This is a genomic window from Terrabacter sp. 2RAF25, from assembly GCF_052115265.1.
Lineage (GTDB): Bacteria > Actinomycetota > Actinomycetes > Actinomycetales > Dermatophilaceae > Terrabacter.
This window is the reverse complement of the sequence record NZ_JBFRGJ010000002.1, coordinates 787276-809177: the sequence shown is the minus strand read 5'-3', so window position 1 is coordinate 809177 and position 21902 is coordinate 787276. Positions and strand designations below refer to the sequence as shown.

The window sequence follows — 21902 nt, the reverse complement described above, 5'->3', positions numbered from 1 at the left end:
TTGCTTCTGCGATCTGTCGCGGGCCGGGCTCGGTCAGACCGAGGCACGCTCGGCCGGCGGGGCGATGTCGCCGAGGATCTGGTCGATGCACTGCTCGACCGTGGTGCCCGCGAACTGCGCCTCGGCGTTGAGCAGCAGGCGGTGGCTGAGGATCGGCTCGGCGAGCAGCTTGATGTCGTCGGGCACGACGTACGTACGGCCTTGGCTCGCGGCCCACGTCTTCGCGCAGCGCACGTAGGCGAGGCAGCCACGCACCGAGAGGCCGAGCTTGAGGTTGGGGTGGCGGCGGGACTCCTCGGCGATGCGGCTGACGTAGCCCAGGATCGCCGGGTCGACGTGCACCTCGTCGGCGAGCTTGCTCATCTCGACGATGACGTTGCTCGCGATGAGTGGGCTCAGCGTCTTGGCGCGGTCACGGGTCTTCGCGTCGGCGAGGACGGCGATGGTCGCCTCGTGGTCGGGGTAGCCGACGCTCGCCTTCATGAGGAAGCGGTCGAGCTGCGCCTCGGGCAGGCGGTAGGTGCCGGCCTGCTCGATGGGGTTCTGGGTCGCGATGACCATGAACGGCTCACCGACCGAGTGCGGCTTGCCGTCGATCGTGACCCGGCCCTCCTCCATGACCTCGAGGAGCGCCGACTGCGTCTTGGGCGAGGCGCGGTTGATCTCGTCGGCGAGCACGATGGTCGCGAAGATCGGTCCGGGGTGGAACTCGAAGCTCTGCTTGGTCGGCTCGTAGATCGTGACGCCCGTGACGTCGGAGGGCAGCAGGTCGGGCGTGAACTGGATGCGGCTGTGCGTTCCCTGCACGGTGGCGGACAGGGCGCGCGCGAGCTGCGTCTTGCCGGTGCCGGGAAAGTCCTCGAGGAGCATGTGGCCCTCGGAGAGCAGGCAGGTCAGCGCGAGCCGGGTCACGTGCTGCTTGCCGAGGACGGCCTTCTCGATGTTGCCCACGAGCTGGTCGAAGGTGTGGGCGAACCACGTGACCTGCTCTTGTGTGATCTGGCTGGTGACGCGACCGGTGGTGGAAGTGGCCGTCATGGGTGTCGTTCTCCTGTCAGGTGTTTCATCGTTCGGGGCGTATGCCGTGTGGCTCTGGCTGTGTGGCTGCCGTGTGGCTGGGTCGGGGCGCCGCCGGTGGTGGGCGGCGTCACCCCCATGGGTTCTTGGTCGCCGAGTCCCGTCCGTTGGAGCCGGTGCAGGTCACGGTCACCGACTGATTGGGATAGCCGAGGAACTTGCCCGAGTTGTTGCGTCCGTTCGTGGGTCTGTGGGTGCCCGCGGAGCCGTTGTCGGGTAGCGACCAGCCGGTCACCGAGCAGCTGATGGCGCCCTCGAAGTTCTGCAGCTCGTAGCCGATGTGGTTGCAGTTCGTGCCGCACTCCTTGCCCTGGGCCGGGTCGAAGCATCCCGTCGTGCCGCAGGCGGTGCCCTTGTAGACGCTGAGCACCTTCGGGTTCGGCTTCGGGTCGGTCGTGCCCGTCACGAAGGCGGTCCACGGTCCGGGACCCGAGTCCTGGGCGATGGCCCGGACGCGGATCTTGCGGGACGTGGAGTAGCCGAGGCCGCCGAACGTCGTCGAGTGGGTGCCCGACCCGACGGTGGTGTTGCGGTCGCCGTCGATCTCGTAGCCCGTGATGGGACGGCCGTTGTTGGCGGCCGTGCCCCACGAGAACGTGATGCTGTTGTTGTCATGCGTCTCGCGCAGGTTGGGCACGTCCTGCGTCGGGCCGTAGGGGTGCACCCGGATGGCGTTGGACATCGGCGAGCAGTAGCCCGCGGAGTTGCAGGCCCGGATCGCGATGGTCCTCGACGTCGTGTCGAGCGGACGGGTCGTGCCGGCCGACGGGCAGGAGCCGCCCGAGCACGGGAACGAGCCGGTGACGCCGTCGGTCGTCCAGTGGATGCGGTCGTAGGAGGCTGCGTGCGCCGATCCGACGCGGAAGGTGACGTCGATCGTCTTGTCGGGGCGAGGCGTCGATGCCGTGAGCAGCGTGGGGGTGTCGGGGTAGCCGTTCGCGACGTAGGAGGAGAAGTTCGCCTTGTCGGAGGTGGCCGGGCCGCCGTTGGTGGCGGTGACGGTGTACTCGACCTGCTGGCCCTCGTAGGGGATCGTGTCGCTCGCCGTACGCGACTCGCCACCCGAGCGGGTCGCGATGACGTTCCAGGCGCCACCCGCAGTGCGCCGGAAGACGTCGTACTGCGTGATCGGCGGACCGTTGGCGTCGGTGGCCGGCCAGGTGATCGCCACCTGGGCGTTCGTCTCGCCGGGCACCGGTGTGCGGGGTGAGAGCGACGGGGCCGGGACGTTGGCCGGCTTGCCGAACGACTGCGCCTTGACCGTGGGGCCGAACGGGCCCCAGCCGGCGCCGTTCTTGGCCTGGACGCGGATGTCGTACGCGTCGTTGTTGATCAGGCCCGTCAGCACCTTGGTCAGCGCCGGGGCCTTGACGGGCACGATGCCGCCCGAGCCGGCGCTGGTGCCGATGTCGGTGTACTGGACGCGGTAGTCGGTGACGTCGCTGCCCTCGTTGGGCGGCGCCGTCCAGTTGACGGTGAGCTTGCGGTCGCCCGGCACGACGTTGGTGATGACCGTGGCCTTCGGCTTGGTGTCGGGACGGACGGTGTTGCTCTTCGGGCTCTCGTCGGACCAGCCGACCGCGTTCTGCGAGCGCACGGTGAAGGAGTAGTCCTTGCCGTTGGTCAGACCGGTGAGGGTGCACGGCGAGCTCGTGCACACCTGGCGCACCTCACCGCCGTTGCCGATGACCTCGTACTGCGCGATGGGCAGTCCGCCGTCGTAGGCCGGGGGGCGCCAGTCGACGCGGGCGGTGCTGCCCAGGATCCGGTCGGCCACGGCCACCGGTTCGGCGGTGGGGTCGGGCTTGCTGCGGACCGTGACCGTGACCTGGCCGAGCGCCGCCGGCCGACCGGGTGCGTCGAGGACCCGCAGCGTGACCTTGGTGTCGTTGCGGGCCTTGTCCGACGCCGAGACGGTCAGCTGACAGCCGCTCGTCGACGCCGTGACACCCACACCCGAGACGACCTGGCTCGACTGCACCGAGCACTGCGGGGCGGTGAGCGGGCTGTCGAGGTACTGGGCGAGGTTCACCGTGCGGCTGGTGCCGGCGATGAGACCCTCGACCGTGACGGGGCGCATCGTCGCGATCGGGGGCGCGCTCGTGACCCGGACCTTGATCTTGAAGGTGTCGGCGCCGCCCTTCGCCTTGACCGCGACCGCTCCGGTCGTGCCGGCCTGGGCTGCGGCCTGGGCCCTGAGGACGACCTGCCGACCGCCCTGACCGACCTGCGACAGGTCGACACGGTCGGCGGCCGGCTCCCAGCTGGCCTCGTAGGCCGCGGTTCCGGCGGCGAGGCCGTCCGGGATCCACGCGTGGCAGAGGCGCGGGATGTCGAAGGTGCGCGCCGGGCCGTCGGCCGCGAGGAGCACCTCGTGGTCGGGGCAGCGGAGGACGGGCACGTCTGGTCCGATCTGGACCGGCAGCGTCACAAAGGTCTTCTGGGCGGCCTTGTCGTTGGGGCCGGTCGCGTTGGTGACCTCGAGCATGAGCGCCGCCGGCCCGACGTAACCGTTCGTCGAGGTGAGCGTCAGCTCTGTCGCCGACGTGACTGCCGACTGGAGGTTCTCGTTGGGCGACGTCGACACGGTGTCGGGCGTCGTGACCGACACCGTGCCGCCGCGCGGGTCGATGACGTAGTCGTCGAGCGGCACCTTGACGGTCGAGTCGGCGCCCATCTTCACGGTTTTGCCCGCCACGACGTACGGCTGGCCGTTGTTGCCCGCCGGGACGTAGATGAGGGCCATCGCCTGGGCGCCGTCGGCATCCTCGATGACGTACGGCACGACGCGGGCCTGGGGACGCAGCGCGATGCGCAGCTTGCGACCCTCGCGCGTGACGCCGTCTCCGTAGAACTTCACGATCTTCAGCTGTGCCTGCTCGCCGTCGAGGTCGCGGTCGTTGGCGAGAGCGTCGACGAGGATCGAGGTCTCGCCGGGCTTGGCGGACCCGGTGTCGTCGACAGCCGTCGGCGGGTTGTTGAAGTCCTTCTGGCCGCGCACCGTCAGGGTCGACTTGGACGGGTCGAAGAGGCCGTTCGTGATGCCGTAGGTCAGCACCTTGGCCGGGCCCACGTCGGGCACGACGACCTTCAAGGAGTCGTCCTTCTGACGCTGGAACTGCTTGAGGACGTCGGCGTCGTTGAGCGTCGAGAGGTCGACGAAGGAGACGGAGTCACCGTCGGCGATGAGGTCGTTGGTGAGGACGTCGGCGCGGACCGTGCGGCCCGGTGCGGCGACGACGTCGTCCTCGACCGCCACCGGAGGCTGTGGGTCACCGGGCTGGACGACACCGACGCGCACGAAGCCGTCGCTCGTGCCGCCGAACCGGTCGCGGAGCTGGTAGCGGATGACCTCGGTGCCGGCACTGCGCGGGTAGGCCTCGTAGCGGATCGTCGCCGCGCCGAAGCCGACGACGCGACCGAACCGCAGGTCCACCGGGCCGTTGTCGTCGCCGACGATGCCGCTGACGAACGTCAGGTCACCGTCGGGGTCGACACCGCTCGTCGGCACCGTGATCGTCAGGGTGTCTCCGGCCGTGACGCTGGCACTGAAGCTGCGAGCCTGGGGCGGCTGGTTGGGGCTCTTCACCGGGTCGGGCAACGGGTTGATCGTCACCGTGATGCGGCCGGTCTGACCGCGCGAGCGCAGGCCCTCGGGATAGGTCGTGTACTCGAGGATGGCGCTCTTGGGGCCCGCCATGGGAGTGACCTCGGGGACGTAGCGCACGACCGTGCCCGAGGCGAAGGCCTGGCCACCGCCCGAGAGCACCCGCACCTCGGGGGCGAGCTTGAGCGGGATGCCCTCGCTCATCGAGTCGTTGTCGAGGGCCGGGATGGTCACGGCGTCGCCGACGCGGACCGTGGCGACGTCGTCGACGACCGTCGGCAGGACCTTGTCCTTGGGTTCGGGCTTCTGGACGACGGCGAGCTCGCCGACGGCGGTCTTCGTGCCGTCCGAGATCGTGTAGCGAACCGTGCCCTGGCGGGTCTCGTTGCCGGTGACGGGGGCGGTGGCCTGCACCCGGACCCAGCGGCCCTGCACGATCGAGGCCCGGAGCCACGCCTGCGAGGTCTCGACGCGCTGGACGACGAGGACGTCGCTCCGTGGGCTGTAGTCGTTGGACAGGACGTCGGCGATGACGGGCGTCTGGCCCCGGACGACTGCTGCGTCAGGGGTGGCGACGGGCGGCGCGTCGTTGTCCTTGTCGGGCAGGATGTCGACGCGGATGCGTCCGGTGGCGACGCCCGCCCCGACCTGTGCGGTGTAGGTCACGACCGAGGTGCCGGGCGTCTGACCCGTCACGGTGACGACACCGGTGTCGAGGTTGGAGTCGAGTCGCAGCTGGCCCGGGCCGCGCACGGCCTGGGCGAGTCGCATCCGCGCCTCGGGGTCGGTCGGGTCGGCGCCGGCGATGTCGTTGCCGAGCGGCTGGAGCTGGACGGGCTTGCCGACGACGGCGCGGACGACGTCGGGCTGCGTGCGGGGTCGGACCGGCTTCGTGTCGTCCTCGCTCAGCACGTCGAGGCTGACCGAGGACTGGGCGGTGCCGCCACGGCCGTCGTCGACGACGTACTTGGCGACCTGGTCGCCCTTCTCGCCCTGCGCCTTGATCGTGAGGGCGCCGGAGCCGTCGACGCCGGTGGTCTCGACATCGACCGGGGTCACCTGGATCGGGTCGTTCTCGGCGTCGCGCCAGTCGGCGACGACCCCGACCCGCACGGAGCCGTTCGCCACGACGGGATAGGACGACTGCGCGAGACGAGCCTGCCCGGTGCGCAGCTTGGGAGCCGAGTTCACGTCGTCCGTGACGATGCGGACGGTGACCTTCGCGGTGGCGCGGCCGTTCTTGGCCGTCGTGCCGTTGTTGACCGTGTAGCTGAAGGAGAAGCCCTCGGCACGGACCTCGTCGGGGACCGTCACCTGGACGGTCTGCCCGTCGGCCGACGGCGTCGCCTGGATGCCGGCCACGTCCGGCTGGGTGACGTCGCCCGGCGAGATCGCGAGGATCGAGCCCTGGCTGTCGGAGTCGTTGTCGAGCACGTGGAGCGTCGACGTGCGCCCGGGCCGCACCTGCATGACGTCGGGCTGCGCCTTGGGCGGCGTGCGGTTCTGCTGGTCGTCGAGGAGGTTCTCGTCCTTCTTCTTGTTCTTGTCGTCGGTCTGCGGCGGCGGGATGACCGAGTTCCAGTTGTCGATCTTGACCTTGTCGCGGTCGATGTCCCACACGTCGCCGGAGTCGAGGTCGTTGAGCACGATGAGGCCGCGGTTGACGCGAAGCTTCACACCGTCGCTGCGCACGCCCTTCTTCATCGCCCCGAGGTCGACGGTGGCGGCGTCGGTGGGCGAGCCGCAGTTGCGGCCGTAGTACACGTTGGACGCCCCGGCCCACGCGGCGTGGATGCAGCTCGCGAGTCGGACGGGGGCGGAGAGGTACAACTGCTGTCCCGGCGTGCCCTGGCCCAGCTTGACCCCGCCGGTCGTGGGGCTGTCACCGGTCAGCGACACCTGCGCCAGCTGCGACTCGTCCTGGATCAGCACCGAGGCAGCGTCGGGTCCCGGCTGCTGCAGCGCGGCGAAGGCGGGGTTGCCCGGTTCGGCGTTGCCCACCGACAGCTGGTGCGGCTCGGCCACCGCGTCGGAGTAGAGCTTGGACGTGCCCGAGTCCCACACGACCCAGTGGGTGCCGACGGCGGTGACCTGGCCCGACTTCGAGGAGAACTTCAGCTCGGTCGTGACGGGCTTGTCGAAGGCGTTGGTGCCCTTGGGCCGCAGGACGGTGATCGTGCCCTTCAGCGCCGAGAGCGCATAGACGCTGCCGTCGACGCCCACCGCCACCGCAGCGTTGCCGCCGACCTTCGCCAGCGGCTTGGCCTGCGTCTGCAGCCCGTCGAGGCCGCTGACCCCCGACCGCTCGTCGAACCGCTGGGCCCGCAGCTCACCGGTGGCCGGGTCGATCATCGCGATGCTGCCGCCGCGCACGTCGATGGGCGGGGTCGTGAAGACGCGGTTGCCGGTGGCCGCGCTCGCCTTGGGCAGCAGCACCGCCTGCTCGGTGCGGAGCGTTCCCTCGGAGGGGTTGATCGGGACGACCTGGTTGCTCGCCCGCGTGTAGCCGACGACGGCCGCGCCGTCCTGGAACATGTCGAGGCCCGAGCTGGCGCTCACGTCGGCGTAGACACCGGCGTCGAGCTGGCCCGCGGCCTTGTTGATGCGTCCGAAGCGCGACTGCTCGGAGTTGGTCACCCAGACGCCGCCGTCGTTGAGGTCGGCCTTTCGGACCAGCTCGCCCTCGCTGCGCGTGGCGAGCCAGACGAGCAGGCTCGCCACGAGGGCGACGACGACGGTGGAGATGATCCCGATCCGTCGCTTGGTGGCGGCGGTGCTCATGCGGTCCCCTGTTCGGTCACGGCCAGCCGGCCGGACCTGTGCTCTTCGGTGCGTGGTGTGTGGTGCGGTGCGGTGCGCTCGCCAGGGGCCACCGAGGCCACCGGGGCGACCGGGGCGGCCGGATCGATCGGGTCGGTCGGGTCGTCGATGAGGGCGAGGTCGTCCTCGGTGACGAGCTTGGTCGAGAGCGCGTGCTCGACGAGGCGGGACTTGCGGTTGGTGGCGAGCTTGCCCACGCCACCGTGGAGGCCCCGGGTGCCGGCGTCGGCCAGCTTCTGGCAGACGTTGTCGAGCTTGCGGTTGAAGCGGGTGATGGTCCAGCCGAGGCGTTCGGCCGCCGCAGCCGAGGAGGGTATCTGGTTCGTACCCGCCTCACGCCTGCGGAGGAACGGTTCGCACAGCGCGATGATGAGCAGCTTCTGGTCGGGCGTGAGCGAGACGCGGCCGACGGTCGCAGCGCCGACCTCGTCGCCGTCGCCATCGCCATGCTCGGCGGGGGCGTCGGTCGTCACGGACTTGAAGGCCGGGCTCGCGACGTGGATCTCGAAGTCGTAGGTGGTCGGGCCGGCGGTGAACCAGACGATGAGCTTGCGCATCGCGAGGGGGATCTTGGCGCCGGGGTTGAGCCAGGCCTGGAAGAGTCCCTGCTCGTCGGCGACGGTCGCAGTCAGCGTCGAGCCGGTGTTGCTGAGCCACCAGAAGCCGTTCTCGAACGAGACGAGCAGGAAGGTGCGGTGCAGGTAGGGGTTGTCGTCGACCTCGACGTCGCCGGTGCGGCCGATGGTGAGACCGGTGTCGGCGGACACGGAGTACTCCTCGCCGCAGAACACGACGCTCACCTTGCTGTGGATCACGATCAGGTCCCCTAATCCCTGTCGAGGCGCACGCCTGCCGGCACTCGCGGTCAACGAGGTCCGGCCGTGCAACGTTACGGAAGTCTGTGGTGGTTTGGTGATGTCTGGGTCGAGGTTGCCGTTTCGCCCGCCGGGTGTCCACCCGCCGCGGTACTCACCGGACCTCGCCGGACCTCACGGAACACTGGTCGGGGCCGGGCTCCGAACGTGCTGTCTCCGCTCTCCGGAGCTGTCTGTCACCTCGCGGTCTCGCACTGGGGCTGGGCTCCCGGCGACGCCTGTCCGGATCGGACGACGACGACGGTCGCGCACACCTTGGTGCCCTTCGGCGCCTTGACCGTGTAGCGCGGCACCGAGACCGAGACGCTCTTGGCCCGTGTCGGGTTCCCGGCGTCGGAGGAGGTCGGGCCGTAGGACACGCGGTAGGTGTCGTTCTTGGTGCGGTTGGGATAGGTCCACGTGAAGGAGACGCTGCCGGTCTCGCTGTTGGCGTCGACGACCGGCTGGTCGAAGACGCCGTCACCGATGGCACTGTCGTCGCCCGGCATCGAGACGGTCGCGCTCGGCGTCGGGGTGGTGACGGGGTCGTCGGCTCGGGGGCGGACCACGAGGAACACGACCAGGCCGAGCAGCACCACGAGCGCGGCCACGAGACCCCACAGGACACCGTGTTTCGCCAGAGGCGAGGTGGCCACGGGTGCAGGCGCCGGATCTGCTTGTGTGCCAACGGTGCTCGCGGCACGGCGTACGGTCGCCTCGTCGGAGCCGTCAGCGCCCAGCGGCGTCGTCGGGCTCGAGACCGGGTCGGTGACGGCGGTGGCGCGCACCGGCGCCTCCCCCGACGTACGCGTGGGGCTCGGGAGGGGCGCCGGTGACCACCGCTGGCCACCGGCCCCCGAGCGGCGGCGCGTCTCGTCGTCGAGCGCCGACGGCGACGGCGACGCCGACGGCGCTGCTGGCTGCGCGACGACGGTCTGCGGCGCCTTGATGCGGGTGCGGTCGTCCTCGTCGCCGCCGCGTCCCGTCGGCGAGCCCTGCGTCTGGCTGACGAGAGTGGTGTGGCCCTGCTCGTCGAGCACGACGATCGGCGTACGCGCGAGACGCTGCTGCTGCTCGACGGCCTGCAGGGCGCGGGCGAACTCGAGCGCCGACGTCGGGCGGTGGGCCGGGTCCTTGGCCATCGCCTGGGCCAGCAGGCGCTCGAGACCGGCCGGCACGTCCTGGCGGCCCGTGCGCGGGGGCGCGGTGCTGCGGATGCGCGGCATCAACGCGTACGCGGAGTTGTCGCCGCCGGGGACCTCGAACGGTGACCGGCCCACGAGCAACTGCCACAAGGTGGCTGCGAGCGAGTACACGTCGGAGCGCTCGTCGCCGTTGCTCTGGCCGTAGAGGACCTCGGGCGGCGCCCAGGGGACGGAGACACCGACGTCGTCGGTGGTCTCGACCTCGACCTCGCCGTCGCGGGCGCCCCGGCCGGCGATGCCGAAGTCGGTGAGGCCGGGGGCACCGTAGGCGCTGATGAGCACGTTGGCCGGCTTGATGTCGCGGTGCGTGATGTGGGCGCGGTGGGCCGTCTCGACCGCGCTCGAGAGCTGGATCCCGGTGCGCAGGACGTCCTCGACCGAGAACCGCTCCGCCCGTGCCCGCATCGCGAGGTTGGGCGGCGGGTAGTACTTCATGACGAGGTAGGGGCGGCCGTCGTCAGAGGTGCCGGAGCGGAAGACCTGGACGATGTACGGGTGGTCGCCGAGGGCGGCCATGGTGTCGGCCTCCTCGACGAACTGCTGGCGCAGCGCGTCGGTCAGGCCCTCGGACTTGAGCACCTTGACGGCCACCGGCATGCGGGGGCTCTGCTGCTCGTAGAGGTAGACGTCGGCGTAGCCGCCCGAGCCGAGCGGCTGGACGAAGACGAGGCCCGGGATCTTGGGTGGTGCCCCCTTCTTCACGACGCACCTCCCGACGCCCGCTGCTGGCTCGCTGTCGAGTCGGTCGTACGCGTGGTCACGGGGCAGCCTCGAAGGTGAAGGAGACCTCGTCGGCCATCGACACGAGCGAACCCGGCTCGAGGACCTGCTGGTCGTTGGCGCGCAGGCGGACCGGTGTCTCGCCCGGGAGGGTGACGGTGGTGCCGTTCGTCGTGCCGAGGTCTCGGATGAGAACGTGCCAGCCCTCGAGGATCACCTCGACGTGGTTGCGCGAGACGTCGCGCTCGGGACTCGGCACCTTGACGACGTGCGGGCGGTCGTGAGCCGCGAGGCCGTCGCCGAGCTTGGGGGCACGGCCGAGCAGCACGCTGCGGTCGAGTGTCACGACGTCACCGGTCGACAGGCGCAGGACGCCGAGCGGCGGCCGCGGCATGGTGAACGGCTCCTGCGGTGGGATGCCGGTTCCGCAGACCCGACACCGGTCGCTGTGCGGTGGAGTCGGGTGGCCGGCCGCGCAGAGCACCGCGAGCACGCTCGGCCCGGAGAAGGTCTGGTTCTGCGCCACGTGGCGCGCCTCGAGCAGGGCGCTGCGGTCGACGGTGAGCTCGGTCTCGTCGACGTCGTCCGTCGCGTCGGCACCGTCGGCCGCGTCGCCCCCGATCGCGTACGCGGGCTGCGGGGGCTGGTGCGCTGCCTCGTTGGGCGCGGGCGCCGTTGCAGGCGAGGGGTTTCCGGCCGAGGACGGTGGACCGCCGAGGGGAGCGTCGATCGACGGTTCGGCACCGGGTGCCGACGACGCGGAGCCAACGGGACCGGGCTGGGGCGCCGGAGGCGTCGTCGCGATCGGCACCGTCGGTGGCGTGCGCAGGAGCGGGGTCGCGTGCGGCGCCGACCACCTGTCGGGCTGGTTCGACTCGGGTTCGACGCCGCGAGCCGCGGGAGGCGGGCCGGTCGAGATCAGCGGCGTCGCCCCGGGCGCGCGGGCGCCGGGCGGCGGCGTGTGGAGCGGGGGGAGCAGGCTCGGGGCCGGCGGCGGCGTGTGCCTGCCGGAGAACGTCGGCACCTCGTCGTCCTGCTCGGGTGGGGCCGGCGCCGCGGAGCTCGCCCAGGGGACCGAGGAGATCAGACCCCCCTCGGGCACCTGCGGGGCGGACGGGATGGGTCGCTCGGGCACCTCCGGCGCAGGCGCGGCGTTCGTCACGGCCGCGTCGGAGGTGTCGGCGACAGCGGGGACCGAGAGCACCTCGTCGTCCTCGTGGGCGCCGTCCTCGTCGGTGGGCGCGGTCAGCTGGGCGAGGACCTTGCGGTGCTCGTCTGCCGCGGTCGTGTGCCCGAAGAGGTAGTCGTAGCTCGGTGCGGCCGCCTCGCCGCCAGTGCCGTCGTCGTGCTCGGCATCGGGCCGTCCGGCCGACCCGTTGGTGGGCGACGCAGCCGTCAGCGCCGACGAGGCCGGGCGAGCGGGCGGAGCGGGTGTGACCCGCGGCTCCGGTGGCGCCTGCGTCGACGGTGCGTCGGAGTCGGGAAGGGGACGTGCAGCCCAGGTCGAGTCGAGGTCACGCTGCGGCGCGGACGGCAGGTCGGTCGCGACCGGCACCTCAGGTGCTGGCGCCACGACCGCGACCACGGGCTCAGGCGCAGACGGCTGCTCTCGCGGCGACACCTCGGTCTGGGTGGGGACGGGTTCGACTGCGACTGAAGGAGGTTCAGCGACGAACGCAACCGGTTCGCCTGCGCGCGAGAGGTTTTCAGCAGTCGTCGGGACGACCCCCGCGTTCGACGACGCCGGCGTGGCCGGGCGGACCGGGGTGGCGGCACGGACCGGCGCAGTCGGCGCGACCGAGCCCCACGACCTGAGGCCCGGCGTGACGGCCGCGGGCGCAGCGGCTTGCTGTGCCTCGACCTCCGGTGCAGCGGGCTCGGGGCCACCGGCCTCGACGTCCGGGGGCGAGACCCGCTTCGGCGTCGACGCGTTCGATGGGCTCGGTTGCGACACAAGAGGGTTCGACATCTCAGACATGGAACCTGCTGCTGGGACGACTGATTCGACCTCTGCCGGTGCCACCGCGCCGGACGACGTGGGCGTCTCGTCGCGACGCGCCCAGCTGCGGTCCCAGGTCGAGGAGGACGACCCGGCCGCCGGGCCGGCGCCGTCAGTCGTCGCCGCAGCGCCGAACGTCGGGATGGCAGGGGCCGACGACAGCTCACCTCGCGACGCGACCACGGGCGCCGCCGGAGCCGGGTCCTCGTGGGCCGGAGAGAGGTCATCAGAGCCAGCGTCCGTCGAAACCGCTTGTGCCGCGGTCTCGCCCATCCCGACAGGGGCTTCGGCTCCATCCCTCTCGGGGGTGGTGGCAGGCGGGGCCGCCGGCACTCCGGCGACGAGGAGCTGGGGCGGGGTGGGCAGGGAGCGCTCGGACTCCTCGAGCACGCGCAGCACGATGCGCTCGGGGTGGTCGGGCAGCTCGAGGTCGGTCCAGACCCTCGGGCTCGGGGCGCGCACGTCGTGCTCGCTGCCGTCGGCCAGGGTGACGAGTGCGGAGACGGGGCCGAAGGCGACGATGCGGGTGCGTGGCTGCCAGTGGACCCCGACGAAGTGGTGTGCCTTGCGCATGCCGCCGGTCGTCAGCACCTCGACGACGTCGTCGATGTCGCCGCCGTCGGCAGAGTCACTCGCGGCGAGCGTGCGGTCGTCGTCCTCGTCGAGGCCGATGAGCAGGTGCATGCCGGGGCCCCCGATGTGCGTCCAACCGTCGGGGGCCCGGTCAACCACAACGGACGGGCCACTCACGTCTACGACCTGCTCTCCCCTGATGAGCCGTTCACGTTCTCGCGCGGGGTGGTGTCCTCGTCGACGTCGGAGTCGGCGTCCTGCCCCTGCACCGCGACGACGATAGCAGTGATGTTGTCCTGTCCCCCGGCCTCGACCGCCAGGCGCACGAGCTCGGCGGCGGCCTGCTCGGCGTCGTGGTGCTCGGCGAGCACGGCCTGCATCTGCTCGCGCGTCAGCTCGTTCGACAGCCCGTCGGAACAGATCACGAAGACCTCGCCGGGGTAGGGCGGGAACACCCACGTGTCGACGACACCCATCGGATCGCGGCCGAGCGACCGCGTGACGACGTTGCGTCCGGGGTGGCGCTGGGCCTGCTCGGGGGTGATGAGCCCACGTTCCACGAGCTCCCACACCTCGGAGTGGTCGACGGTCACCTGCGACAGCTCGCCGTCGAGGCAGCGGTAGACACGGGAGTCGCCGATGTTGAACACGGCCCAGTGGCGCGAACCGCCGACCGAGACGAGGGCGAGTCCGGCGACGGTGGTACCCATGCCGGTCTGCTCGGGGTGGCGGGCGGCGGAGCCGAGGATGCGGCGGTTGGCCTCGCCGACCTGCTCCACGATGTCGCGCACGTGCACGACCGGGCGGTCGGCGAGCTCGACGACCGACTCCGCGGCGATGCTGCTCGCCACCTCGCCGGCGGCGTGGCCACCCATGCCGTCGGCGACGACGTAGACGGTGCCCCGGGTGCGGGCGGAGTCCTCGTTGTGTCGCCGCACGCGCCCGACGTCGGTGGCGACGCCGACGGTGATGGCGGGCAGGGTCGGGGTCATGCGCGGTCGCCCGTCACGTCCCAGGCGGTGACGCGAACCGTGGTCAGCACCTGCCGGATCAGCTCGTAGTCGGCCTCGGCCGACTCGCCCCCGACCGCGCCGGTCAGCTGCACGAGGTGCGCCCCCGAGCCGGAGGACGCCTCGGCCACGTGGAAGAGGTTGGCCTGCAGCACCGTCTCCACGTCGGGGTCGGGCCAGGTGGCGTCGCACCCGACGAACCGGGCGTCACCGAGCTCGGCGGCATACGGCTCGGACACGGCCCCGCCGCGCGAGGTGGCCATGGCGCGGAGCTGGTCGAGGGAGTCCTCGACCTGGAAGGCGGGCTCGCAGGGCTCGATGTTGACGACGACGTTGGGGGCGAAGGCTCCCTCTCGGGGCAGCCGGGCGGCCATGGTCGTGCCGGGCGCGTGCACCGGCTCCCACCCCTCGGGAACCTCGAGGGCCACCGACGGCTGGCCCGGGAAGTCGGCGCTCGGGTAGGCGAGGGTGCTCATGGCTCGTTCCTTTCGGTCGTTCCCGCAGGGGTCGGGGACGGCGCGGTCAGTCAATCAAACACCGCGGGCGGTGTCAGGTCGGCCGAGCGCCGTCGCGGGCCGGTGGGGCCGGGAACGACGGTGCGCCCGAGCGTACGGCCGAGTCGTCGGTGGCGCGATGGGGAGAACTCCCCGGCCGTATGCCGTCGCGAAGGGCTGTGTCACGCCGCACCGCCGGTGCGGCGTGGCTCAGGCGGAGGGCTCGCGAGCCGCCCACCACGCCAGCAGCTTCTCGCGGGCGGCGTCCTTGCCGATCGGACCGTCGTCGAGCCGGACCGAGAGGAGGAAGTCGTAGGCCTCGCCGAGCACCGGACCCGGCCGGATGCCGAGGGCCTCGGCGATCTCGTTGCCGTTGAGCTCGGGGCGGACGCTCGCCAGCTCCTCCTCCGCGGCCAGGCGCTCGATGCGCACCTCGAGGTCGTCGTAGGCGCGCGACAGCCGCTGCGCCTTGCGGAGGTTGCGGGTGGTGCAGTCGGAGCGCGTGAGCCGGTGCAGGCGCGTCAGCAGTGGTCCCGCGTCGGTGACGTAGCGCCGCACCGCCGAGTCGGTCCACTGCCCCTCGCCGTAGCCGTGGAAGCGCAGGTGCAGCTCGACGAGGCGCGCGACCTGCTTGGTCGTGTCCTTGTCGAAGCGCATCGCCTTCATCCGCTTGCTCGCGAGCTTGGCGCCGACGAGCTCGTGGTGGTGGAAGGAGACGCCGCCCCCGTCCTCGAACCTGCGGGTGGCCGGCTTGCCGATGTCGTGGAGCAGCGCGGCCAGACGCAGCACCAGGTCGGGGCCGGGCACCGACTCGGCGGGGGCGTCGGCCGGACCCTCGAGGTCGATCGCCTGCTCGAGGACGATGAGCGAGTGCTCGTAGACGTCCTTGTGGCGGTGGTGCTCGTCGAGCTCGAGGCGCAGGGCGGGCAGCTCGGGCAGGAACACGTCGGCGAGGCCGGTGTCGACGAGCAGCGTGAGACCCAGCCGGGGCGCCGACGACAGCAGCAGCTTCGTGAACTCCTCGCGTACGCGTTCGGCCGAGATGATCGACAGCGTGCCCGCACGCTCGACCATGGCCGCGCGCACCTCGGGCGCGACCTCGAAGCCGAGCTGCGAGGCGAAGCGGGCGGCACGCATCATCCGGAGCGGGTCGTCGGCGAAGGACTCCTCCGGCGCGGCCGGGGTCATCAGCCGGCGGGCCACGAGGTCGGAGAGGCCGCCGTGCACGTCGACGAACTCGAGGCTCGGTAGCCGGATCGCCATCGCGTTGACCGTGAAGTCACGCCGCACGAGGTCGCCGCCCAGGTCGGCGCCGAACATCACCTCGGGCTTGCGAGAGGTGCGGTCGTAGGTGTCGGCCCGGTAGGTCGTGATCTCGATGACGTGGGCGCCCTTGCGCAGGCCGATGGTCCCGAACTCGCGACCGATGTCCCAGTGCGCGTCGGCCCAGCCGACGACGACCGCGAGGATCTGGTCGGGCTTCGCGTCGGTGGTCAGGTCGAGGTCGGGCGAGACCCGGCCGAGGAACGCGTCGCGGACCGGACCGCCGACGAGCGCGAGCTCGTGGCCGGCCGCGGTGAACCGGTCGCCCAGCTCGCTGAGCATCGGGAGCACCGGGGCGAGGCGGGCGACGGCAGCCCGCAGCAGCGGGAGGCCGGCATCGGCCTGCCGGGCGGCCGCGGGGACGGTCGTGTCGGGTCGTTCTGGCACGCGCCCCAGCCTAGTGAGCCGTCGCGGCCGGCCCGGAACCCCGGCGCGTGGGGCCCCTCGACGCCGGGCCCGCATCGGGTCGACAGCGGTTCGACACCGGTTCGACAGCGGTTCGACAGCGGTTCGACACCGGTTCGACACCGGCCGACACCGGCCGGGCGGGAGGGCCACGGCCCGGCCCGTCACGACGACAGGGCGCTTCGCCCCCGGCCCGTTATGGTGGCGATGTGAGCGCGCAGCCCGTCCCCGCCCCAGTGCCGGGGAGGCGTCTGCCCGCCGTCGAGGAGCGATCCGCCGGTGGCATCGTCGTCGACGTGCGCGAGGGCCTCGCCCTCATCGCGATCATCGCCCGGCGCAACCGGGCCGGGCGCATCGAGTGGTGCCTGCCCAAGGGCCACGTCGAGCCGGGCGAGACCCTCGTCGAGACCGCCGCGCGCGAGGTCGCCGAGGAGACCGGCATCGTCGGCCGGGTGCTCATCGAGCTCGGCACGATCGACTACTGGTTCGCCACCTCCAACAAGCGGGTGCACAAGTTCGTGCACCACTACCTGCTCGAGGCGACCGGAGGTGAGCTCTCCATCGAGAACGACCCCGACCACGAGGCCATCGACGTCGCGTGGATGCGCCTCGACGAGGTGCACCGCAGGCTGACCTTCCCCAACGAGCGCCGCATCGCGCAGGCGGCGTGGAACCGGCTGGCGGGGACGGCGTGACCCGTCGAGGGTCGCGGCGTCCGGGAACGAGCGGGCGTCGCAGGACCCGCCTCGCTCGCCGGCTGGCTGCCACCGCGACCGTGCTGGCGGCGCTCGCCACGACCGCGGGCGGCACGCTCGCGAGCGCGTCCGTGCCCTCCCGTCCGTGGGAGGTCTCGCCGGCCGGCGCAGCCGCTGCATCCCCGGCCGCGTCGGTGGTCCCCCACGCCGTGACCCCGGCACGTGACGTCGCGGCCGTCGTGCTCGACTCGATGACACCGGCCGTGGTCGGCCCCGGCTCCGACGTCACGATGACGGGCTCGGTCACGGCGCCGCTCACCGGCCCACTCACGGGCCCGAAGGTGCAGGTCGTGCGCGGCGACGTCGCCGTCGACCAGCGCGCTGCGCTCGACGACTGGGCGTCGGGCCGCACCCCCGCGACCGGCCCGACCATCGAGACCACGACCCTGCCCAGCGTCGCGGCCGGCCAGACCCGAACCTTCACCGCCACCATCCCCTGGCGACAACTGCGCTCCGACGACGCGTTCGCGGCCGTGCCGATCTCGGTGGAGGTCGTGCAGCAGGGAGCGAGCCAGCCCACGGGCACCACGCGGACGTTCGTGGCCTGGAACGGACGCAAGGAGTACGTCCCGCTCAAGGTGGCCACCGTGCTGCCCGTGACCCTCGACCCGGACATCGCGCTCTTCTCGCGCGACGACACCGCGCGCGAGAACGCGTGGCAGCGCGCCATCGGCAACGACTCGCGTGTGGAGCGGATCGTGGCCGGCACGCGTGGCACCCAGGTCACCCTCGCCGTCGACCCAGCGGTGCTCGGCACCGCCCCGGCCGGCGGTCCGGGCGGTGGTCCGGGCGGTGGCGCCTCGCCGACGGGCACGGCGACCGGCACCGTTGCACCTGGCGCACCTGACGCGACGGGGACCCCGTCGTCCGGCAGCGCGGGAGCGGGTGCGTCCGGCACGCCGTCGCCCGCGGGCACGACGCCCGACGCGACCCCGGGCGCGACCCCGGGCGCGACCGCCACGTCAGGCACCACGGCGACCCCCACCGACCAACCCACCCCGTCGCCGGCCACGCAGGCGGTCACGCGCCTGACCGACGCGCTGCGGTCCCAGCTGGCGGGCCGCAGCCTCTGGGCCCTGCCGTACGCCGACGCCGACCTCGCCGCCACCGTGGGCACGGCCCCCGCGAACTCGCTGGTGCGCGACCTCGTCACCCGGGCCGCCGGGCTGGCGCAACGCCTCGACCAGCCCGTGCGCTCCGACATCGTCTGGCCCGTCGACGGGCTGTTCCCGGCCGGACGCGAGCAGGGCATCCGCACGCTGCTGTCGGGGACGCCGGCCAAGAAGGCCGCCGGAATCGTCGTCAGCTCCGCCGCGGTCACGAAGCCTGCGGCATACACGCCCACCGCCCGTCGGGTGGCGACCGGCGGCACCCGGCTGCTCGCGTACGACCCCCGTCTGTCGGCGCTGCTGCCCAAGCGCAGCGACCCGAGCCCGGTCCTCTCGACGCAGCGCTACCTCGCCGAGACGCTCGTGCTGCTCGGCGAGCGGTCCGGCACGTCCCGCTCGGTCCTCGTCGCCGCACCGCGTGCCTACGACCCCGACGGGGCGGCCCTCGCCTCGTTCCTCGCCGCGACGGCGAGCGCCCCGTGGCTCGAGACGGTCGACGCAGCCTCGCTCCTCGCCGACAGCGGCAGTGACAAGGCCGAGGTCCAGGCCCGGCCCGCGACCGCCGTCGCATCGGCCGCGGCGCGACCCGTTCTCGACGCCCGTCGGCTGACGCAGATGGCCGACCAGCGCGACACCCTGCTCAGCGTCTCCTCTGTCCTGCGCGACGGGGAGGCGTTCGCGCGCACCTACCGCGAGGTCCTCGACGAGCTCGCCAGTGCCCGCTGGCGTGACCGGCCGGGCTCGTGGGCCACCCTCGCGAACTCCGTCGCGGCCGACGTGCGGGCCGCGACCAGCGCGATCCGCGTCGTCCCCCGCACCAGCACCATCAACCTGCTCGCCGAGAACGGCACCCTGCGCATCACCCTGGAGAACGGCCTCGACTACACGGTCGAGGGCATCCGCCTGCGCCTCGTGCCGGACAACCCCCGCATCCGCGTCGTCGCCCAGCCCGACCCGATCTCGATCGGGCCCGAGTCGCGCACCAACGTGCCCGTCGAGGTGGCCGCGGTCGCTGCCGGCCGGGCCCAGATCCGGGCCTTCCTGACCACGGCCGACGGCACCATGATCGGCTCGCCTGCGACGATCCCGGTCTCGGCCAACCCCATCGACGGCGCCATCTACTGGGTGGGCGGCGTCCTGGCCGGACTCGTGCTGCTCGCCGGAGTCCTGCGCGCCGTGTTCAAGGGCACGTCACGCGTCGACGAGATCGCCGACATCGAGGCGGTCACCGCGGCACACCAGACGCTCGGCGATGCGGACGACAGGGATCGGCACTGACTCGGCCTAGGATGGGTGCCGAGCCACGCATCCACGCACGACCGGACGAGGAGGGTGACGCACGTGCAGGGAGTCGGACCCGGATCCGTCCTCGGCGGCCGCTATGCGGTGACGCTTCGCACCTCCGAGGGCACGCACCACGAGCGCTGGCGCGCCAACGACCACACCCTCGAGCGCGAGGTCGTGCTCGTCTGCTTCCCGGCGGCCTCGTCCGTCGCAGCGCCCGCCCTCGACGCAGCCCGCCGGGCCGCAGGCATCGAGGACCCCCGCCTCGTGCGCGTCCTCGACGTCGGCACCGACCGCGGTGTCGGGTTCATCGTCGAGGAGCCCCTCACGGGCGCCACGCCCCTCTCGCACCTGCTGCAGAGCGGTGGCCTGTCGGCCGACGAGGTGCGGCGGCTCACCGGCGAGGCCGCGACCGCGCTCGAGAAGGCCGGACACCGCGGGCTGCACCACCTTGCACTGACGCCCAGCTCGCTGCTGCGCATGCCCGACGGCGCCGTGAAGGTGCGTGGGCTGGCCACCGAGGCCGCCCTGACCGAGTCCGACCGCCTGTCCGACGAGCGCGCCTCGCGGGCCGACGCCGTGGGCCTCGTCAAGATCGCGTATGCCGGCCTGACCGGTCGCTGGCCCATGGTGGCCGTCGACGACGGGCTGATCCCCGCCGGTGGTCAGGTCGGCCTGGAGCCGGCGCCGACGATCGTGGGCGGCGTGGCGGCTCCGTCCGAGATCGCCGTCGGCGTGCCCAACGACCTCGACCTCATCTGCCGCATGACTCTCGCGAGCGGGCGCCGCGGGCCCGTGTCCCCCGGCGACCTCGCTCTCCAGATCGCCCCCTGGGCCAGTGAGCAGGCGACCTCCGACGGCGCGACCGGCATCGGGCTGCGCAGCCGTGAGGAGTTCGAGCCCACCCGCGTCCTGCCCGCCGTCGGCGCGGGTGCTGCGGCCGTGGGTGCCGGTGCCGCAGCCTCGTCCATGAGTGGTGTCGCGGGCGCCGCTCCCGCGGGCGATGCCGCCCAGACCGACACGATCTTCTTCGACAGCCTGTCCGACGAGCGCCACGGCTCGGCGGTCGACGCCCCCGAGCGGCCCGGCGCCACCCTGTCCGAACGAGGCGCCGGTGGCATCGCCGCCGGCGCTGCGGCTGCCGGGGCCGCAGCGGCCGGCGTCGCCAGTGTCATCGGCGACCGCGTCGGCTCGTTCGCCCGTGCAGCCGCCGACAAGGCCGCGGCACGTGCGGCGGAGCGCCGCTCCGCGCACGACGACGACTTCGACGGCGAGGAGATCGGCCTCGACGATGCGCTCGACGAAGCGCCCAGCACCCGCCTCGAACCGCCGCTGCCGGTCTTCGGCCACGACGTGCCCGAGGCACCCAGCGGTGCCCAGTCGCGCATCGCCCTTGCCATCGTCGGCGTGCTCGTGCTCGTCGCCCTCGTCATCGGCGTCCAGAACGTCGCGAAGATCGGCCAGCACGACGGACCCGTCAGTGCCGTCACCGTCACGAAGACCCGCCCGCCCAGCGCCACGCAGGCGCCGAAGCCCAGCACCACCCAGCCCCCCGCCGCCACGACCACCGCGCCCCCGGCGGCAGGTCCCGTGTCGATCGTCGGCGGCCGCGGCTTCGACCCCCAGGACGGCAACGAGGCCGACCAGAACGTCAAGCGCGTCTTCGACGGCAACCCCGGCGACGGCTGGCGCTCCCGCTGGTACGGCTCCGCGACCTACAACGGCGACAAGAACGGCCTCGGAGTGCTGCTCGACCTAAGCGCCCCCACCGTCGTCAAGGAGGTCGAGCTCGTCCTCCCCGCCCCACAGGACGTCACGGTCTACGCCACCGACTCCAGCTCCACGAAGTCGCTCGACGGCGCCCAGGAGATCGGCTCGGCCACCGGCGCCAACGGCACGGTGACGATCAAGGCGAACGGCCAGCTCAACCCCGCGAGCAAGATCATCGTCTTCGTCACCAAGGCCGGTCCTGCCGAGTCCGACCGCCGCTACCGCGCGCAGATCAACGAAGTGACGGTGCGCTGACCGTGACCCCGGGGGTTGCCGCCCCGATCGCCGAGCTGAGCGACCGGGAGCTGCTCACGCTGCACGTCGCCGGTGACGACCACGCCTTCGCCGAGCTCTTCCGGCGCCACAAGGACCGTATGTGGGCGGTCGCGCTGCGCACGGTGCGCGATCCCGAGCTCGCCGCGGACTGCGTGCAGGACGGCTTCATCGCCGCCTTCCGTCGCGCCGAGTCGTTTCGCGGCGAGGCCGCGGTGACCACCTGGCTGCACCGCATCATCGTCAACGCCTGCCTCGACCGGCTTCGCCGCCGCAAGCCGACCACCGAGCTGCCCGAGTACGACCTGGCCGACCGGCACGACCACTACGCCTCCACCGAGGTGCGCCTCGACATCCAGGAGGCCCTGGCCAAGCTGCCTGAGGGGCAGCGCGCCGCACTCGTGCTCGTCGACATGCACGCCGTCCCGGTCGCCGAGGCCGCCGTGATCCTCGGTGTGGCCGAGGGCACCATCAAGTCACGCTGTGCACGGGGCCGGGCTGCCCTGGCGCAGCACCTGGGGCTCACACCGGGCACGCGCCCGGTCGAGGACGACTGACACCGAGGTGGCGGCCGGCAGCACAGCGGCGACACCCCCGGCGTCGCCGCGACCCCAGATGGACGCG

Annotated in this window: 11 protein-coding genes and 1 pseudogene; 4 read left to right on the top strand and 8 right to left on the bottom strand. The window is 72.3% G+C overall.

The genetic code is table 11. The features are described from left to right. Positions 1-33: 33 nt before the first annotated feature. The 8 genes and pseudogenes from AB4091_RS06985 to AB4091_RS06950 all read right to left on the bottom strand — a co-directional run bounded on the left by AB4091_RS06985 (position 34) and on the right by AB4091_RS06950 (position 16069). Positions 34-1038 carry an AAA family ATPase gene (locus tag AB4091_RS06985; protein ID WP_442291003.1) on the bottom strand — a complete coding sequence of 335 codons (1005 nt, stop codon included), beginning with the start codon at positions 1036-1038 and terminating at the stop codon, positions 34-36. A gap of 109 nt (positions 1039-1147) precedes the next feature. Beyond that, a complete protein-coding gene (locus tag AB4091_RS06980) occupies positions 1148-7465 on the bottom strand; it encodes an Ig-like domain-containing protein (protein ID WP_442291002.1) in 6318 nt (2105 codons plus the stop codon). A 143-nt stretch (positions 7466-7608) separates the two neighbouring features. Further along, positions 7609-8319: pseudogene (locus AB4091_RS06975) on the bottom strand (hypothetical protein); the annotation flags it as partial. A gap of 236 nt (positions 8320-8555) precedes the next feature. After that, entirely contained in the window at positions 8556-10265 is a 1710-nt protein-coding gene (locus tag AB4091_RS06970; RefSeq protein ID WP_442291001.1) for a protein kinase domain-containing protein, read from the bottom strand. A 55-nt stretch (positions 10266-10320) separates the two neighbouring features. Beyond that, positions 10321-13032 (bottom strand): FHA domain-containing protein, encoded by a 2712-nt coding sequence (locus AB4091_RS06965; RefSeq protein WP_442291000.1) that lies wholly within the window; start codon positions 13030-13032, stop codon positions 10321-10323. Between the two features lie 2 nt (positions 13033-13034). Next, positions 13035-13847 carry a PP2C family protein-serine/threonine phosphatase gene (locus AB4091_RS06960; RefSeq protein ID WP_442290999.1) on the bottom strand — a complete coding sequence of 271 codons (813 nt, stop codon included), beginning with the start codon at positions 13845-13847 and terminating at the stop codon, positions 13035-13037. Next, positions 13844-14341: a hypothetical protein gene (locus AB4091_RS06955; protein ID WP_442290998.1), complete on the bottom strand. Its 498-nt coding sequence runs from the start codon at positions 14339-14341 to the stop codon at positions 13844-13846. Before AB4091_RS06955 ends, AB4091_RS06960 begins: the two co-directional genes overlap by 4 nt. 228 nt (positions 14342-14569) lie before the next feature. Continuing rightward, positions 14570-16069 (bottom strand): CCA tRNA nucleotidyltransferase, encoded by a 1500-nt coding sequence (locus AB4091_RS06950; protein WP_442290997.1) that lies wholly within the window; start codon positions 16067-16069, stop codon positions 14570-14572. Between the two features lie 227 nt (positions 16070-16296). On the opposite strand from AB4091_RS06950, the gene AB4091_RS06945 reads away from it, so the two are divergent. The 4 genes from AB4091_RS06945 (at position 16297) to sigM (ending at position 21835) form a co-directional block, all read left to right on the top strand. Next, complete coding sequence (locus AB4091_RS06945) at positions 16297-16782, top strand: NUDIX hydrolase (protein ID WP_442290996.1); 486 nt, start codon at positions 16297-16299, stop codon at positions 16780-16782. After that, on the top strand, positions 16779-19229 hold the full coding sequence (locus AB4091_RS06940; RefSeq protein ID WP_442290995.1) for a DUF6049 family protein: 2451 nt from the start codon (positions 16779-16781) through the stop codon (positions 19227-19229). Before AB4091_RS06945 ends, AB4091_RS06940 begins: the two co-directional genes overlap by 4 nt. 63 nt (positions 19230-19292) lie before the next feature. After that, positions 19293-21260 carry a protein kinase family protein gene (locus AB4091_RS06935; protein ID WP_442290994.1) on the top strand — a complete coding sequence of 656 codons (1968 nt, stop codon included), beginning with the start codon at positions 19293-19295 and terminating at the stop codon, positions 21258-21260. A 2-nt stretch (positions 21261-21262) separates the two neighbouring features. Beyond that, the gene (gene sigM / locus AB4091_RS06930) at positions 21263-21835 is read left to right on the top strand and encodes an RNA polymerase sigma factor SigM (protein WP_442290993.1); all 573 of its coding nucleotides are present in this window, start codon (positions 21263-21265) and stop codon (positions 21833-21835) included. The last annotated feature ends 67 nt before the right edge of the window (positions 21836-21902 follow it).